This is a genomic window from Larkinella bovis, from assembly GCF_042655385.1.
Classification (GTDB): Bacteria; Bacteroidota; Bacteroidia; order Cytophagales; family Spirosomataceae; genus Larkinella; species Larkinella bovis.
On sequence record NZ_JBHSMA010000018.1, the window covers coordinates 1 to 17,299 of the forward strand.

12 protein-coding genes are annotated in these 17,299 nt (G+C 53.7%); 8 read left to right on the forward strand and 4 right to left on the reverse strand.

Annotated elements, in window-relative coordinates:
• Positions 1-10: 10 nt before the first annotated feature.
• The 3 genes from ACFPMF_RS26880 to ACFPMF_RS26890 form a co-directional block, all read right to left on the reverse strand.
• Positions 11-3,148 carry a SusC/RagA family TonB-linked outer membrane protein gene (locus tag ACFPMF_RS26880; RefSeq protein ID WP_379851200.1) on the reverse strand — a complete coding sequence of 1,046 codons (3,138 nt, stop codon included), beginning with the start codon at positions 3,146-3,148 and terminating at the stop codon, positions 11-13.
• Positions 3,149-3,564: 416 nt separating this feature from the next.
• Positions 3,565-4,545 carry a FecR family protein gene (locus tag ACFPMF_RS26885; protein ID WP_379851045.1) on the reverse strand — a complete coding sequence of 327 codons (981 nt, stop codon included), beginning with the start codon at positions 4,543-4,545 and terminating at the stop codon, positions 3,565-3,567.
• A 74-nt stretch (positions 4,546-4,619) separates the two neighbouring features.
• A complete protein-coding gene (locus tag ACFPMF_RS26890; RefSeq protein WP_379851047.1) occupies positions 4,620-5,291 on the reverse strand; it encodes an RNA polymerase sigma-70 factor in 672 nt (223 codons plus the stop codon).
• A 165-nt stretch (positions 5,292-5,456) separates the two neighbouring features.
• Between ACFPMF_RS26890 and ACFPMF_RS26895 the strand changes: the two genes are divergently transcribed.
• The 8 genes from ACFPMF_RS26895 (at position 5,457) to ACFPMF_RS26930 (ending at position 16,146) form a co-directional block, all read left to right on the forward strand.
• Positions 5,457-5,849, forward strand: a complete 393-nt coding sequence (locus ACFPMF_RS26895) for a contact-dependent growth inhibition system immunity protein (RefSeq protein ID WP_379851049.1) — start codon at positions 5,457-5,459, stop codon at positions 5,847-5,849.
• A 129-nt stretch (positions 5,850-5,978) separates the two neighbouring features.
• A complete protein-coding gene (locus ACFPMF_RS26900; protein ID WP_379851051.1) occupies positions 5,979-7,046 on the forward strand; it encodes a 6-bladed beta-propeller in 1,068 nt (355 codons plus the stop codon).
• Positions 7,047-7,170: 124 nt separating this feature from the next.
• Positions 7,171-8,694: a c-type cytochrome domain-containing protein gene (locus ACFPMF_RS26905; RefSeq protein WP_379851053.1), complete on the forward strand. Its 1,524-nt coding sequence runs from the start codon at positions 7,171-7,173 to the stop codon at positions 8,692-8,694.
• Between the two features lie 114 nt (positions 8,695-8,808).
• Positions 8,809-12,273, forward strand: coding sequence for a DUF1553 domain-containing protein (locus ACFPMF_RS26910; protein WP_379851055.1), 3,465 nt, complete (start codon positions 8,809-8,811; stop codon positions 12,271-12,273).
• 109 nt (positions 12,274-12,382) lie between these two features.
• On the forward strand, positions 12,383-13,831 hold the full coding sequence (locus ACFPMF_RS26915; protein ID WP_379851057.1) for a DUF1501 domain-containing protein: 1,449 nt from the start codon (positions 12,383-12,385) through the stop codon (positions 13,829-13,831).
• A 117-nt stretch (positions 13,832-13,948) separates the two neighbouring features.
• Positions 13,949-14,350: a ketosteroid isomerase-related protein gene (locus ACFPMF_RS26920; RefSeq protein WP_379851059.1), complete on the forward strand. Its 402-nt coding sequence runs from the start codon at positions 13,949-13,951 to the stop codon at positions 14,348-14,350.
• 11 nt (positions 14,351-14,361) lie between these two features.
• Positions 14,362-14,955, forward strand: a complete 594-nt coding sequence (locus tag ACFPMF_RS26925) for a GNAT family N-acetyltransferase (protein WP_379851061.1) — start codon at positions 14,362-14,364, stop codon at positions 14,953-14,955.
• An 81-nt stretch (positions 14,956-15,036) separates the two neighbouring features.
• Positions 15,037-16,146: a mechanosensitive ion channel family protein gene (locus ACFPMF_RS26930; RefSeq protein ID WP_379851063.1), complete on the forward strand. Its 1,110-nt coding sequence runs from the start codon at positions 15,037-15,039 to the stop codon at positions 16,144-16,146.
• Positions 16,147-16,150: 4 nt separating this feature from the next.
• Here the strand turns inward: ACFPMF_RS26930 and ACFPMF_RS26935 are convergent, their stop codons facing one another.
• Positions 16,151-17,245: a helix-turn-helix transcriptional regulator gene (locus ACFPMF_RS26935; RefSeq protein ID WP_379851065.1), complete on the reverse strand. Its 1,095-nt coding sequence runs from the start codon at positions 17,243-17,245 to the stop codon at positions 16,151-16,153.
• Between the last annotated feature and the right edge of the window lie 54 nt (positions 17,246-17,299).

A 17,299-nucleotide genomic window follows, 5' to 3' on the forward strand; every position in this document is an offset into this window, starting at 1 on the left:
TTTTAATCAATTACAACCCAATCTGCAGGCCGAACATCCAGGTGGTCGGTTTGGGGTAGTTGTGCCAGATCATCCCCTGCGAGAAGGCACTGTTGCCATCGCCCTGGTTGGTCGGCGTTACTTCCGGGTCGCCAATGATTTTGTCCTTGACCAGCAGGAAGAAGTTCTGCACCGTCGCATACGCCCGCAAGCGGTTCATTTTCAACTTGCTGGTCACAACGCTTGGGAACGTATAACCGAATAACAGATTCCGGCCCCGCAGAAACGAGCCGTCCTTGATCCAGTAGCTGTCCACGTTCAGGACGTAGCCCGCCCGGGTTTCACGGATTTCGGCAATCTGACTATTTTGATTCGTTGGCGTCCAGGCGTTCAGTACCGAGGTGTAGCTGTTGGCCAGCGCCTGCCGGTCTTCGCTGGTCGAAATATTCAGGTCCATCACGTCGTTGCCGTAGGAGAACTGCAATTCCAGGGTCAAATCGAAGTTTTTATACCGGACCGTGTTCGTGAAAGCCCCCCAGGCTTTCGGGCTGCCATTGCCAATGATGCTGCGGTCGGCGTCGGTGATGGCTTTGTCGCCGTTGACATCCAGGTATTTGATGTCCCCCGGCAGAATCGTCAAGCCGTTGCGGTAGCTCACAAACCGGGCGGCTTCTTCCCGCTCGGCTTCACTCCAGACTCCCAGCCGCGTCAGACCCCAGAACGAACCAACCGGTTCGCCGATGCGGATGATGTTGGTGGGGTTGGTAAAGTTAGGTCCCCCCACGTTGAAGATGTCCGAGGGCGTCGCCAGCGAAAGTACTTTATTTCGATTCAAAGAAACATTCAGGGTGCTGTTCCACTGAAAACCGCCCGCGTCGATGTTGACCGTGTTCAACCCAAATTCAAAGCCTTTGTTCTGCATCGAGCCCACGTTCCGGCGGATGGTACCATAACCGCTGGTGCGGGGTACGGGGGCATCCAGGAGCATGTCGGTGGTTTTGCGGTAGTAGTAATCGGCTTCCAGGTTAATGCGGCCTTTCAGTAAACCCAGTTCAACGCCAATGTCGGTCTGAGCGGTTTTTTCCCAGCGCAGATCCGGGTTGGCCAACCGGCTGATGCCTGTTCCTGCCACACGCGAATCACTGTAAATGGTGGCGTAGTTGGAGCTTAACAGCGACAGGGAACTGTAGGGCGGAATTTCGGAGTTACCCGTCATGCCGAAACTGGTGCGTAGCTTCAGGTTGGAAATGACCGAATTACCTTTCAGGAATTGCTCCTCCGACGCCCGCCAGGCCAAAGCTGCCGAGGGAAAGAAGGCAAATTTGTGGTTGTTCCCGAACTTGGAGGAACCATCGGCCCGGCCCGTCACCGTCAGCAAATATTTCTCCACAAAGCTGTAGTTGACCCGACCGAAGTAGGAGTTGAACGAGAACCGCGAAGCGCCTGAACTCACGCCCGGATTGGTCGCTCCGGCCCCCAGGTTATTGAAACCAAAGTAGTCGGTGGCGAAGTTGCTGACGCTGGCTCCGATGCTGAAGATGTTGGTTTCCTGCCAGGAAACCCCCAGCAGGGCATTGATCGAGTGCTTTTCGTTGAACTGCTTGTTGTAGGTCAAATAGTTCTCCAGCGACCAGAACGCTTCCTTGCGATTGGTCGTTGAGGCATTGCCGTTGCCCCCAATGTTCAGCGTCCGGGTCACCGAATAATTGGTTTCCTGGGTCTGGATGTTGGTTCCTAAAACCGTACGCATCTCCAGGCCCGGGGCGAAGGTGATGTTGGAATACAAGCTTCCCAGCGTCGTCTGCGTGTTCAGGATGTATCGGGTTCCCATCAGGCGATGGTAGGAACTCATCGTTCCTTCCGCGTATGGATAATCCCGGTTATTGGCGAACGTACCATCTTCGTAGCGCGTGGGCAGGAAGGGAAAATCCTCGACAATCTGACGCGCCACCGCGTCGTTGATGTCCACCAGATTCTCCGACTGATTGTTATAACTGAGCGTCCCGCCGATTTTCAGCCATTTCTTGACCTGATCATCGATGGTGAAGCGGCCCGAGTACCGTTTCATGTAGGAGGTCTTGAGCAACCCCTGGTCGTCGCGGTAGCCCAGGGAGATCGAGTACTGGGTGCGTTCGTTCCCCCCGCTGAAACCCAGCTGGTGGTTCTGCGACAACTTGTTCTGAGTGGTTTCCTTAAACCAGTCGGTATCGTACTTCGGGCTGCCATCCGGATTGAAAACGCGGGGGTCGGTCCGGCGGAGTTTGGGGTTCAGATACGCCCACTTGCCAGCCGACCAGCCAGCCGGATCGTACTTCTCCATGTTTTTCCAGGCCAGTTCTTCGACCGCCAGATACTGCCGGGCGTTCAGCACTTTCGGCGGATTCGGCCCGATGGCATTGATGCTGAAATCGACATTGTAGGTCACCTGGCCTTCACCGGATTTACCCCGTTTGGTGGTCACCAGAATGACGCCGTTGGCCCCGCGAGCCCCGTAAATAGCCGTCGAGGAGGCATCCTTGAGCACTTCCACCGAAACGATGTCGTTGGGGTTGATGTAGTCGATGGCCGAGGAGAACTGGTTCTGTCCTCCTTGCGGCAACATTACCCCGTCTACTACATACAGCGGGTTGTTCGAGGAGTTGATGGAGCTGAAACCCCGCACGCGGATGGTGCTTCGCCCTCCGGGGCGTCCCGAATTGGTGTTGACCTGCACACCGGGCATACGCCCCGAGAGGGCCTGTTGCAGCGAGGGAGCAGGGCGTTCCTTCAGTTCAGCTTCCTTGACGGTGCCGACGGCCCCGGTCAAATCGCTTTTTTTAGCGGTTCCGTAGCCGATGACCACGATTTCTTCCAGAACCTTATCGTCCGGTTTCAGCGAAACATTGACGGTTGTGGCCGCGCTGACACTTATTTCCTGCGACAGATACCCCACGAACGAAAAGACCAGGACGGCCCCACCGGCCGCTTCCGGCACCGAAAGTGAGTACGTACCCTCCGAACTCGTAACCGTCCCGCGTTGGGTGCCTTTGATGACCACGCTCACGCCCGGCAATCCTTCGCCACTTTCGCTCGTCACCCGCCCGCTGACCGTAAAATCAGCCCGTTCATCGGTTCCAATCACCGACGGAAGCACCGGAGCGCTTACACTGACCGGGTTACGTTGCGGCATCGGCCCGTCAACCGGTTCGGCTAACGAGGTGGTTGGCGGGGCGTTTTTAGCCGGATTTTTAATGATGTAATACGCCTGATTTCCCACCTTTTTGTAGACCAGATCGTGCGGTTTCAGCAGAGTTTCCAGTTGTTTTTCCAGCTTGCCGGCACGGAGTCGGGTAGAGGCCGGAACTGTCATCCCGCTCACGGTTGTCTCTTCGAACAAAATACTGACCTGGTGCTGACGGCTCAATTCTGTCAGGACGTCTTTCATGCGCTGGCCCGCCGTTGGTACAGCCCGGACCTCGGCCGGGGAGCGATCCTGTTGGTGGGCCAGGGCAAGAGGTTGCGCCCGGGTCAACTGATGACTCAGCACGACCAACGTAACCAATGCGGTTTTTTGTAAACATGGGATAACCATATTCCGTACGATTGTTAAGGATTAAGGGATTTAGGAAGTTGTAATTCAATATGTTGACTTTTCTTCATGACATTCAGCGTCAGAAGTTCAGACAAGATCTGAAGGAGGTCGTCGGCCTGCTCGGCCCGGTAATTTCCGGCAATGCGTCGCTGGGCCAGTTTGGTATCCGGCACCACAACTTTGACCCCGAACTGTTCCTGAATCTGGGTAGCGACCTCGGCCAGCGAGGTATTGTCGAAATAAAACCAGTGGTCTTTCCAGGCAACATACGGGCGGGCCTGGGCGGTGTGGGTCAGGCGGTATTGGCCGGAATTGGCAATGGTCACCACGTTGCCGGGCCGCATGTACAGTTGTTGGCCCTGCGGCAGATCCAGCTTCACCTTGCCTTTGCTGAGAAACACCCGTTTGCCCCGTTTCCGGGCGTAAACCACGAATTCCGTCCCCAGCACTTCGACCTGAAACCGGTCGGCCGTCCGGACGATAAAGCGCTGATCCGTCACCGTATGGGTCACTTTGAATTCGCCTTCGCCTTCGAGAAATACTTCGCGCGTATCGCTGCCAAACCCAAACCGGGGCACCCGCAGCACCGAATTCGCGTTCAGGGTTACTTCGGTTCCATCCGAAAGGTGGTAGGCTTTGGTTTGTCCAAAAGCCGTTCGGTACGTTGTATAGAGCAGTTGCGACCGCAACACGTACGCCATTGCCACACTCACCAGCAACACCGATGCTGCCACGCTCCAGCGAAGCCAGTGCACCGAAAAACCGGGTAAGATCACCGGTGCCGTTCGGGCGGGCCGTTCGGGCGTTTTTTTGTCCGTTAACACCCGCTGATACGTTTCCAGGGCCTGATCGACGTTGACGGCAAACTGCGGCCGCCCACTTTCCCATTCGTCCAGGTACTGGTAATACGTTTCCTGATTGGCGTCGTCGGCCAACCAGGCTTCGAGGGACTTTCGCTGGAAAGCCGTCGCTCTTCCCTCAAAAAAATCAAACAAAATTCTTTTTATCAGTACGGGTTCCATAGCCTATTCGATTCATACCCAGTCGGTATAGCGATCATTCCCAATCGTCAGAAAGCAGTAAAAAGCAGGCCCATTAACAGGCTAATAGACCAGAACCGCTTCAGCTCCTGCCGCAACTGACTCAGCGCCCGAATCATCAGTTTCTCGACGGCGCTCCGGCTGATCTGCATTTCCTGCGCAATCTCCGGGTACTTTTTCCCCTCCACCCGGCTCAGCAGAAAAGCGCGCTTGCACTGCGGAGGCAAGTCCTGAATGGACGCTTCGACTTTCTGGTGTAACTCGCTGAATTGCAGCACTTCGTCAGGCTTCATCGTGTTGGACACCTGCTGGGCTGCGTACGAATCCAGCGGATCGGACGGGTGCAGTTCCCACCGCAAATAATTATAGGCCCGGTTTCGAACGGTCTGGTAGAGATAAGCCCGGTACGAAGTGGTGATCCGCTCAAAAATCCGGTCCTGCCAGAAAGCCGTGTAGACTTCGGCCACGAGATCTTCGGCGACTTCCTTCGAATAGACAAACCGGGCTGCGTGGTTGACCAGGTTGGCGTAATACCGCCGAAACAGCAGTTCACAACCCCGCTGGGGCTCCTGAGCGAAGAGTTGCCGGAAAATCAGTTCATCGTCCGTCACTTTCCCTACAGCCTCCGACGAACGGTTTGTCGAAAACCAGGGCAGCCTCTCGTTGCTGTTTTCGCTATCGTTGAGCGGTATCTGTTGCATGCAAACCGGTCCTTAAGGGTGGTATTTAACAGAGACAAGTTTGTACTTTCTCACCTCACATTCGCAAAAAAAAATAATTTTCCGGCGGTATATCCGACCCGAGGCCAGTATATTCGTCCGCTCGATGGTCGTAAAACGTGCTTGTTGCACCACTTGCAAATACCCATGGAAGAAAACTGGCAGGAAAAAACGCTCGATATCCTGGAACACAAAAACTCGGAAGAGTCCGAATGGGCGGACAACCAGGAACAGCAGATTCATGCGCTCCGGCAAACACCCCTGTGCCAGTTCCGGACGGAAGACCTACGGCTGCTGATCGGCCGCGGCATTGCGCTGCCGTTCCTGATTCCGCTGGCCATCGAGCGGTTAAATAAAAACCCGTTTGCCGAAGGAGATTACTACCCCGGTGACCTTTTACAGAGTGTTCTGAATGTTGACCTGAGTTTTTGGTTGACAAATCGCCCACTTTGGCAGTATATTCACCAACTTATTATAAACAATTCGTTTGAACTGGAAGACCGGGGCATCAATACGGAACGGTTTCTCGAATTGTCGTAGTGGACTGGGGATTCCATTTCGTCTTTCACGACGACTGGGTACTGAAAATCACGAACTAAACAGGGACCCCGCCGGTCCGTCGGTCCTTCAAAAGCTAAACACCCGAAACCTTTTGCACTTATTAACCTTATGGCATCTCAATCTGTAAACCGACGTACGTTTTTAACCCAGGCTGCGGCCGCTACTGCCGTCGGACTGACTATTCCTACCATTAATTTCGGAGCGAAACCCAAAGCCGATGAGATGGTGATCGGCCACGGTTCGCACCGCTACCGGGTGGTACCGAACTGGGGAATTCTGGACGCCGGTAAAAATCCGGTGAACGATTGCCACGAAATGGTGGAAGATGCCAAAGGACGGCTGTTTCTGCTCACCAACGAAACCAAAAACAACGTCATCGTTTACGACAAATCCGGCAAACTGCTCGAAACCTGGGGCAATAGCTACCCCGGCGCCCACGGGCTGACCCTGTCGAACGAAGGGGGCGAACAATTTCTGTTCATCTGCGATAACAACCGGCACCAGGTGATCAAAACCGACCTGAAAGGCAAGGAGTTGATGGTCCTCGACTATCCCAAAGAAACCGGCAAATACGCTTATCCCACGCAGTTTACGCCCACCGAAACCGCAATCAACCCCGCCAACGGCGATATCTATGTGGCCGACGGGTACGGGTTGAATTACATCACGCAGTACGACAGCAAGGGGAAATACATCCGGCACTGGGGCGGAAAAGGGGAAGGCAACGATAAGTTCGACTGCTGCCACGGAATTCTGGTCGACACCCGCAACAAGGCCAACCCGACGCTGCTCATCACCGACCGGCGGCACAACTGCCTGAAGCGGTTTACGCTCGACGGCAAGTACCTGTCGACCATCGCGCTGCCCGGTTCGTACATCTGCCGCCCGGTTTTGCACGGCGACATGATTTACGGGGCGGTTTTCCGCAGCACGTCCGATTCGTACCCGAATTCGGGCTACATTCAGATTCTGGACAAAAACGACAAAGTGGTTTCGACACCGGGCGGTTCGGCTCCGGTTTACAAGGACGGCAAACTGGAAGCCCAGCGGAAAGACATGGCGTTTACGACCTTCCTGCATCCGCACGATGTCCACGTCGACAGCGATGAAAGCGTTTACGTGCCGCAGTGGGCCTCCCAAAAGACGTATCCGGTCAAGCTGCAACGCGTGAGTTAGGCTGTCCGACTTCAATAAAATAGACTTCACCGGGCCACTGTTCGTACCCGGCGAAGTATTGCCTGCGCATCCACTAGGGACTACCCGCGCCGACGTTTCTGCTTCATTGAACCCAGCGATTTTAATGACTTCTTTCATTCTTTTACAGGCCTCGACTCCTCCCCCCAACGAGTGGGCACTCTTTTTTGGACGGTTTCACCCGCTGATCGTTCACCTGCCGATCGGCTTTCTGCTGATTGCCGGTTTGCTCGAACTCGACCGGATTACCCGGCGACAACGGGTTAGTTCACACACGATTACGCTGATTCTGTTCTGGTCGGCGGTCAGCGCGACGATGGCCTGTCTTTTCGGCTACCTGCTCTCGCTGGGGGGCGGCTACGACGACAATACGCTGAGCAGTCACATGTGGGAAGGCATCGGCGTGGCGGTTTTTGCCTGGATTGCCTGGGCGGTCAAACACGAACGCATCGGTCCGAAAATCCGGCTCGGCCAGTTGTTTTACTTTCCGGCCCTGGGCATTGGGCTGCTGCTGCTGCTGGCGGCCGGGCACGACGGTGGTTCGCTCACCCACGGTTCCGACTTTCTGACCCAGTATACCCCCGAACCGTTTCGGTCGCTGGCGGGCATTCCGCCCCGCGAAGAAAGCGTGGAAGACATTCAACCCATTGCCGATGTCAATCAGGCGATGGTCTACCAGCAAATCGTGCACCCGATTCTGAAAACCCGGTGCGTCCAGTGTCATAACCCCGAAAAATCGAAAGGCGATTTGCGGCTGGATACGCCCGCGATGATTCAGAAAGGCAGTGAGGATGGTCCGATTATCGTGGCCGGAAAAGCCGATCAGAGCAAGATGATCAAGGTTTGTCTGTTGCCGGAAGAAGACGACCACCACATGCCGCCCAAAGGCAAGCCACAATTAACTGAAAATCAGCTTATGCTGCTGACGTGGTGGATCAATGAAGGGACTCCGTTCGATAAAAAAGTCGCCGAGCTCAAGGTTACGGACGCCGTAAAACCGGCCCTGGCTTCGCTCGGAACGGGCAGCGCCGGGGGCAGCCAACACGTCGCCAGTGGCCCCGCACCCGAATCGCCGGTCCTGACAATGAAACTGCCGGCGGCTGATCCGAAAGCGATTGAGGAGCTGCGGAAAGCCGGGCTATTGGTCTTGCCGCTATCGAAAGAACAGAACCAGCTGGAAGTCAGTGCCGTGAATGCCCGGACGTTCAACGATGCCAAAGCCACCGCCCTCCCAAAACTGAGTCAGCAGATTGTCTGGCTGAAACTCGGCGATACCGACGTAACCGACGCGACGCTGGCCCAGGTGGCCCAGTTGAAAAACCTCCAGAAACTACACCTGGAACAAACCAGCGTAACGGATGCGGGCCTGAAAAATCTGAAAAATCTGCCCTATCTCGAATACCTGAATCTGTACGGAACCGCCGTGACCGATGCGGGTATCAAAGAACTGGCGGGTCTGAAAAACCTGAAAACCGTCTACCTCTGGCAAACCAAAGTAACCGATGCCGGCGTGGCGGAACTGAAGAAGTCGTTACCGAATCTGGAAATCAACATGGGCCTGGGCGAAGGCTCGATTGCGCAATTCATAAAAGCCGATTCGGCCGCTACGGAATCCGAAAAAGCAAAGTAACGGACCGGGTTGTCAAAATAGTACACTTTTTAGCATCCAAATTGGTTTATTTCCAAAATAGTTTATATAATTTTGTAGATTGTTTGCATTTTTCTCTTAAACCCATTTCCTCGTATGTGTCATTTTAACGACATACGATTTCAACCGTTCCTGCTGCGTGCCGCTATCGGCCTGTTTTCGGTAGTGCTCTGGACTTCCTGTAGCAACAGCGTTGAAAAACCGGCTGAGCTGGTGGCGGTGGAAAGCAAATTGCCCGAAAAAGTCGATTACAATCTGCATGTAAAACCCATTCTGTCCGACCGCTGCTTTGCCTGTCATGGGCCGGACAAGGCCAAGCAGAAAGCCGGTTTGCGGCTGGATACGCCCGACGGTGCCTACGAAGCCTTGTCCAAAAGCGGCAAAACCGCTATCGTCCCCGGTAATCTGGCGAAAAGTGAGGCTTACCACCGGATTATTTCCAACGACCCGGAATACCGGATGCCGACCCCGGAATCCAACCTGGTGCTGACTACGGAAGAAAAAGCCCTGCTGGTCCGCTGGATCGAGCAGGGCGCGGAGTATAAACCGCACTGGTCGTTGATTGCGCCCCAGATGGCGGAGATTCCAACGGTTAAAAATACAGGCTGGCCTAAAAACGAGATTGACCATTTCGTTTTGAAAAAGCTCGAAGAAAAAGGACTGGCTCCCAATCCCGAAGCCGACAAAGCCACGTTGCTGCGCCGGGTGACGCTCGATCTGACGGGACTGCCGCCCACGGTGGCCGAAGTGGATGCCTTTCTGGCCGATAACTCGCCCAACGCCTACGAAAAAGTAGTAAACCGCCTGCTCAACAGCCCGCATTATGGCGAACGGCAGGCCGTTGAGTGGCTGGATGCCGCCCGCTACGCCGATACGCATGGTTACCAGGACGACGGTTTACGCACCATGTGGCCTTACCGCAATTGGGTGATCACGGCTTATAATAAAAACCTGCGGTTCGATAAATTCATCACCTGGCAACTGGCGGGTGATATGCTGCCCAACCCGACGCAAAACATGCTGCTGGCAACGGCCTTCAACCGGAACCACCAGCAAAGCCAGGAAGGCGGTATTGTGGACGAAGAATACCGGGTGGAATACGTCGCCGACCGGGTGAATACGTTTGGGAAAGCGATGTTGGGCATGACGGTTGAATGTGCCCGCTGTCATGATCACAAATACGACCCGATTAGTCAGAAGGATTATTACTCGTTATACGCCTTTTTCAATAACAACAACGAACGCGGCCAGATACCGTACAACGGCGAACCCGCCCCAACCCTTACCCTTACCTCGTCGGCAACGGAAGCCCAATTGAAATTTATCCGGGAGCAGTTAAAACCGTTACAACCGCGTCTGAACATCAATCGTCCGGAGTACCAGCAAGCTTTTGGACAATGGCTAACCCAGGCCGAGCGCAGTCCGAAATCATCCATCAACGAGGGGTTAGTGGCTCATTATACCTTCGATGAAGCCGATCGGCTGGACTTTAAAGCCTACGAACAGTCGGAAGAAAAGAAAATCAAAGACGCCGAACGGAAGAAAGAGAATGAGTTAAAGAAAAAAGAAGAAGAGCGCCGGAAAAAACTCGGACTGCCTGAACCCAAGAAAGTAATGGTTCCGAAAACCCGCGAAGAGCTCGAAAAAGATCCTCGCAACGCCTTCTGGAATCAGGTGAACGACACGCTCCCGGCGCGGCTGGCGGGCGATCCCGAAAGTATGCCGTACCAGATCAAAGGGCGCATTGGTATGGCGCGGTACCTGAAAGGCGACAGCAATATCGAACTGCCCCGCCCGGTCGGCTATTTTGAGCAAAATCAACCATTCACGGTTAGCGCCTGGTTCACTATTGCCAAACCGGATGTGGAAGGCATGTTGATGGGTAAGTCAAACGGCCCCTTCGACGGCAACCGGGGCTACGAAATTCTGCTGCAGAAAGACGGGCGGCTTAAAATGACCATCAGTCACGTCTGGCCCGACAACAGCCTGGATGTGGAAACCGTCGGAAAAGTCCGTTACCAACAATGGTTCCATCTGGCCATGACGTACGACGGATCAGGGCGGGCAGCCGGTATTAAGCTGTATCTGGATGGAAAACCGGCTCCGCTTCAAGTCGTTACCGACAACCTGCGCCACAGCATCGACCACGGTCAAAACGGCAAAAACTGGACGGGTTCGCCCTTCCTGATCGGCCGGGTTCACGATCACTACATCAAGGATTACGCCATCGACGAGTTACGGATTTACAACCGCAGCCTGACACCCCTGGAAATTCCCGCGCTGGCGAATCAATCGGACGCCCTGACCACGGCCTTGTACACCCCAGCCGCTAAACGCACGCCAGCCCAGCGGGCGGGCCTGTATACCTATTACGTCACCACCCACGATTCTGTTTATCGGAAGGCGTTTAAAGCAGCCCAGAAACTCCGGGAACAGGAACTGGCACTCTACAACAATTCCCATCAGGTGATGGTCATGAAGGAGCGGAAATATCCGCGAAAAACCTTCCTGCTGAAACGGGGCGCCTACGATGCGCCGGGCGAGGAGGTAAAACCCGAAACGCCCGCCCAACTGATGCCGTTCCCGGCTAACTATCCGAAAAACCGGCTGGGACTGGCCCAATGGCTGCTGCACCCCGATAACTCCTTATTTAGCCGGGTGATGGTCAACCGGTTCTGGCAACAGTATTTCGGCGAGGGGCTGGTCAAAAGCAGCGACGATTTTGGCAACCAGGGCAACCTGCCCTCCCACCCCGAACTGCTGGATTATCTGGCCGTTCGGTTCCGGGACGGTGCGGGCGCGTCGGGCATCTGGAATGCCAAAGCCCTGCACAAACTGATCGTTATGTCGGCTGTCTATCGCCAGTCGTCGCGGTCCGCCGATGTGAAAAAACTGGAAGCTGATCCGGACAATTCGCTGCTTTCTCGCGGTCCTAGTTACCGCATGTCGGCCGAGCAGGTCCGCGATATTGCCCTGGCCGCCAGCGGATTGTTAACCAAGAAAGTTGGCGGTCCGAGTGTTCACCCCTACCAGCCCGCTGGTATCTGGGAAGCACTGGCCACCCGAAACGCCATCAATTATGTGCAGAACCACGGTGACAGCCTGTACCGCCGGAGCCTGTACACGGTCTGGAAACGGTCGTCGCCCCCGCCAATGATGCTTAATTTCGATGCGTCCGAACGGCATACCTGCATCGTCAAACGACAGAAAACCAGTACACCCCTCCAGGCACTGGTGACGCTTAACGACCCGCAGTTTGTCGAAGCCGCCCGGGTGTTGGGGCAGAAAGCGTTGAAACAGGGTTTGCGTAATGATGAACTGATTGATTACGTGTTCAAAGCCGTGACCAGTCGCCCGGCGCGCCCGGCCGAAACGGGTTTGATGAAGCAATTGTACGCGGAAGAACTGACGGATTTTAAAAAGAACTCGAAGCGCGCTGCCGAACTGTTGAGTGTTGGTGAATATCCGGTTGATAAAGCGATTCCCGCCCCCGAATTGGCAGCCTGGACAGTCGTAACCAGCACGATCCTAAACGTTGACGAAGCGATTATCAAACGATAACCTCCGCTCAACTCGGCATTTCTCCGCTTAGCTCCGCGAAACAATATAAAACTATTTCGCAGAGTTGAGCAGAGAGAAAAGAGTTAAGCGGAGAGAAAACTGGAAAGTCATGAACAACCTGGAAGACGAAATACACGATCAGTTGAGCCGCCGGAATTTTCTGGGCCGGTCCAGCGTCGGGCTGGGGGCCATGGCACTCGCGTCGCTGCTCAATCCGGTCAAAGCCTTGGCGGGGAGCGAAGAAAACCGCGCGCCGGGCAAACCGCATTTTTCGCCCAAGGTGAAACGGGTGATTTACCTGTTCCAGAGCGGAGCCCCATCGCAACTGGATCTGTTCGATTACAAGCCGAAGCTGGAGACGATGTGGGGCCAGGATTTGCCCGAATCGGTCCGGAAAGGGCAGCGCCTGACGGGCATGACCGCCGGGCAGAGCCGGTTTCCACTGGCGGCTTCCAAATTTAAGTTTGCCCAACACGGCCAGAGCCGGATGTGGATCAGCGAACTGTTGCCGTACACGGCCCGGATTACGGACGACCTGTGCTTCATCCGGTCGATGCATACCGAAGCCATCAACCACGATCCGGCGGTGACCTTCTTCCAGACGGGTTCGCAACAGGCCGGTCGGCCCTCGTTCGGGTCCTGGGCCAGTTACGGCTTGGGCTCCGACAACCAGAATTTACCGGCCTTTGTGGTGCTGCTCTCAAAAGGCCGCGACGGCGATCAGCCACTGTACGCCAAGTTGTGGAGCAACGGTTTTCTGCCGTCGGTGCATCAGGGCGTCGTGTTCCGGTCCGGTCCCGACCCGGTTTACTACCTCAACAACCCGCCGGGCATCGACAAAACCAGCCGTCGGCGGATGCTGGATTATCTGGGCAAACTGCATCAGGAACAATTCAAACAGGTGCTCGATCCGGAAATTAACAACCGGATGGCGCAGTACGAAATGGCGTACCGAATGCAGACGTCGGTGCCCGAAACGCTCGACATTTCGAAAGAACCGGATTATATTTTCGACCTCTACGGCCCGGATTCGCGCAAACCGGGCACGTTTGCTGCCAATTGTTTGCTGGCCCGCAAACTCGTTGAAAAGGATGTCAAGTTTGTGCAGCTATACCATCAGGGCTGGGATCAGCACGGGAGTTTGCCCAGGGACATCCAAATTCAGACCAAGAGTGTCGATCAGGCATCGGCGGCTTTGATCATGGACCTGAAACAGCGTGGCCTGCTCGACGATACGCTGGTAATCTGGGGCGGGGAATTTGGCCGGACCAATTACTCGCAGGGCAAGCTATCGAAAGACAACTACGGTCGCGATCACCACCCGCGTTGCTTTACGGTCTGGATGGCGGGTGCCGGTGTCAAAAAAGGAATGATTTACGGCGAAACCGACGAGTTTGGCTATAACATTGCTAAAGATCCCGTCCATGTTCACGACTTCCAGGCCACAATTCTGCACCTGATGGGCGTCGATCACGAAAAGCTGGTTTTCAAACATCAGGGCCGTCGCTACCGGCTGACGGACGTGCACGGGAAAGTGGTCAAACCGTTGTTGGCATAAAGCTTTTACGTTGATCGGATTCAGTTAGCCCACGGTTTTCATCGTGGGCTTTTAGTTTGGATTCACCATTCCTGATTCGTCCTTCCTATCTTTGCACTACACTAACCTCGTAAATGAATGGCGGCTTTAGACGTTGTAAAGAACTACTACGATTGCTTTAATCAGAAAGATTGGGACGGAATGCTGGCGCTGGTGTCTGCCGACATCCGGCACGAACCCAACCAGGGCGAAGCGCGCATTGGCCTTGAAAAGTTCACGGCTTTTGTTCACCACATGGACGAATCGTACGACGAAAAACTGACGGACATGGTCTTTTTTACCGAACCCGCCGGTAACCGTGTTGCGGTCGAATTCGTTGTTAATGGGATTTATAAAAAAGCGGAAGACGGTTTGCCCCCGGCCACGCATCAGACGTATGTCGTCCCGGCGGCCGCTTTTCTGGAGGTCGCCAACGGTAAAATTACGCGCGTAACGACCTACTACAACCTGCCACTCTGGATTCAGGCCGTTTCCGCCTAAACCCGCGACTGATGCCATCACTTTCTTTCCTGACCAAAAGAGGGCGGGCGATCGAATCGGTATTTGACGGGCTCGCGGCTCTGCGCATAGCGGTTTTTCGTGACTATCCGTATCTCTACGAAGGGAGCATGGAGTACGAAAAAGCGTACCTTAAAACCTATGCGCAGTCGGAACGATCGTTTCTGTTTGCCGTTTACGACGGCCCGAAAATGGTTGGTGCAACGACCTGCATTCCGCTGGACGACGAAACCGCCGACATCCGTCAACCCTTCGAACAGGCGGGTTTTGATACCGATACGGTTTTCTATTTCGGGGAGAGCATTCTTCTGCCGCACTACCGGGGTATGGGTTTAGGGCACCGGTTTTTTGACGAACGGGAAGCGCATGCCCGCCGTTTTGGCACCTATAAAACCGCCTGTTTCTGTTCGGTAGAACGGGGCGAAAGCCATCCGGCCAAACCGTCGGACTACCGCCCGAATGACGCCTTCTGGATCAAGAGAGGGTATACAAAGGAACCGTCGCTGCGGAGTACAATGGAGTGGCCCGATGTGGGCGAATCAGCTTCGACGCCTAAGCCCATGGTGTACTGGATGCGAAAACTCTAGGTTGGGACCGCTAAACTTTCCCAAACCGGGTAACTTTTTTGGGCTTCTGCGGCTTTTATAGGGGAACTCCTCTGACAAACCATGAACTGGACAGATTTTTGGGACAACTTCGGCCAGCTTGGTACGGAAATTGACCGCTGGCTCCGGCATAACCGGAAAATTTCGGGCTGGCTGCTCCTGGCGATTGCTATTGGAGCCGGCTTATTGATCAACTTCATCGTGGCCCAAACTGTACGGTTTATTCTCCGCCGTCGCCATGTTGAAGTACTCGGTTTGTTGCGGCAGTACATTCGGAACGCCTTTTATTTCTTCGTTCCCTCCCTGTTTTTTCTGGTTATCACCAACATTCAGGAGCGCTCGTTTCAGCGGTTTCCGTACGCGTCCAGAACCGCCGAAATGGCCTTTGTCATTGCCACCACCTGGCTGATCGTTCAGTTATTGAAAGTGGTCGAGCGGCTCATTATTCGTCAGTACGACACGGCCAACGACATCAACCTGCACCTGCGGAAATTTGTGACCCAGATCCGGTTTGTGCGGCAGTTTGTCTCGATCATCATCATAGTCGTTGGTTTTTCCATTCTGTTGCTGTCGTTCAACGGCGGACGGAAAATCGGGCTGAGTTTTCTGACTTCGGCGGGAATTGCCTCGGTGGTAATTGGGTTTGCGGCCCAGCGCACCATTGCCAACCTGCTGGCCGGTATCCAGATCGCCTTTACGCAGCAAATCCGGGTCGATGATGCGGTGGTAGTCGAAAGTGAGTGGGGTCGGATTGAGGAAATCAACCTAACCAATGTGGTGGTGCGGCTCTGGGACCGTCGGCGGCTGATTCTACCCATTACGTATTTCATCGAAAAACCGTTCCAGAACTGGACCCGTTCCAACGCTTCGGTGCTGGGTACGGTGCTGCTGTACCTGGATTACAACGTACCCGTTGAACGGATTCGGGAGAAAGCCAAAGCCCTGGCCGAAGATAATCCGTTATGGGATCGGGAAGTATGCGCCGTGCAGGTGACCAATACGCAGCCGACCTGCATCGAAATCCGGGTGCTGACATCCGCCCGGAATGCGGGCGAGAGCTTTGATCTGCGGTGTTTTATGCGGGAAAATCTTATTGCGTTCATCCGCGATGAATACCCCGAAAGCCTGCCCAGAACCCGGTTTCAGTTTAGCGAAACCAACCCGTCAGCCTGAGTTCTTACAAACACTCAAGCAAGACAGACAGGTCTGGCCCGAAAATATTCACAAAAAAGAAAGCTTTAATTTTATTGGGTAAGAACCCAAAATATTTTTTAAAAGCGGCTGTGAAATGGGTGGCATGTTTATATCCTAACTGCCGCCCTACTTCCGCAATTTTCATATTCTCTTCCGCCAGCATTCGCTTTGCTTTTTCCATCCGGCAATTTTGCAGATACCCAAAAACCGTGATACCAAAAACCTGTTTAAAATATTTCTTTAAATTATATTCGTTGGTACCAACCTGTCTGGATAAATCTTTTAATGAGAAGGGTTTTTCCGGATTATTGGAGATAAGTTGTTGTACCTGCTGCATTTTTTCGACTTCCTCCTGCTTTAAATCCGGATAAAAAACCGCCGTTCGACTTTGTTCGTATTGATCCAACTGAATGGCGAGTAACTCAATTATTTTCGCTTCAATATATAGGCGTTTGCTGTAGCCACTGAGTCGGCAATGTAAAATATCATACAGTAAAAGACTGATTTTAGGCGTAATCGGGAGGTTTTGCTTACTGAGTCGGGACGGGATTTTCTGCGCTGCATTTTTCTGAAAGCCCGGAAAGACGGAGACAGAATCCGGAAAATAGCGAAAGAATAAAGCGGGTGATAAGTTAATCGAAAGTGATTCGATGTGCGTATCCGGCTTTAATTCTACCCACATAGGTTCATCCGGAAGTACTATCGTATTATATTCCTGATTTGAAAACTGGAATGTCTGGCAATTGCCTGATTCAAATTTATACGAACTATGGGCCCGAATCGAAAAAAGCATCTGAATATAGGGTTTTGCATTCTCAAACCGGGTTTTTATTCGTTTGCTTGATTCTACATTTCCATACCAGATATGAATGTCTTCTGAAATAAATTCATAACTCGTTCCCGTAGTTTCCTCGCGCTGACAGCAATCACGCTTTTCCACAATTATACCCTTGTATTCTCCTAAAAAAGCAATGTCGTAATACACGGTAGCCGGTTCTTTTATACCGAGCAGCCCGATGTTTTTAAATCCTCCTCTTTGCGTCATCGATTCTCCCTGATCCGTCTTTTCGCTTTTCATTCCGTTTTTACCTTTGCAGCCACAAAGTTAAATTAGATTGGGTCTAAATAAAAT

Coding starts and splice junctions, on each gene's coding strand:
- ACFPMF_RS26920 (WP_379851059.1), top strand. CDS start 13,949: ATGGCGGCTTTAGACGTTGTAAAGAACTACTACGATTGCTTTAATCAG.
- ACFPMF_RS26895 (WP_379851049.1), top strand. CDS start 5,457: ATGGAAGAAAACTGGCAGGAAAAAACGCTCGATATCCTGGAACACAAA.
- ACFPMF_RS26905 (WP_379851053.1), top strand. CDS start 7,171: ATGACTTCTTTCATTCTTTTACAGGCCTCGACTCCTCCCCCCAACGAG.
- ACFPMF_RS26915 (WP_379851057.1), top strand. CDS start 12,383: ATGAACAACCTGGAAGACGAAATACACGATCAGTTGAGCCGCCGGAAT.
- ACFPMF_RS26880 (WP_379851200.1), bottom strand. CDS start 3,148: ATGCCGCAACGTAACCCGGTCAGTGTAAGCGCTCCGGTGCTTCCGTCG.
- ACFPMF_RS26900 (WP_379851051.1), top strand. CDS start 5,979: ATGGCATCTCAATCTGTAAACCGACGTACGTTTTTAACCCAGGCTGCG.
- ACFPMF_RS26930 (WP_379851063.1), top strand. CDS start 15,037: ATGAACTGGACAGATTTTTGGGACAACTTCGGCCAGCTTGGTACGGAA.
- ACFPMF_RS26935 (WP_379851065.1), bottom strand. CDS start 17,245: ATGAAAAGCGAAAAGACGGATCAGGGAGAATCGATGACGCAAAGAGGA.
- ACFPMF_RS26925 (WP_379851061.1), top strand. CDS start 14,362: ATGCCATCACTTTCTTTCCTGACCAAAAGAGGGCGGGCGATCGAATCG.
- ACFPMF_RS26890 (WP_379851047.1), bottom strand. CDS start 5,291: ATGCAACAGATACCGCTCAACGATAGCGAAAACAGCAACGAGAGGCTG.
- ACFPMF_RS26910 (WP_379851055.1), top strand. CDS start 8,809: ATGTGTCATTTTAACGACATACGATTTCAACCGTTCCTGCTGCGTGCC.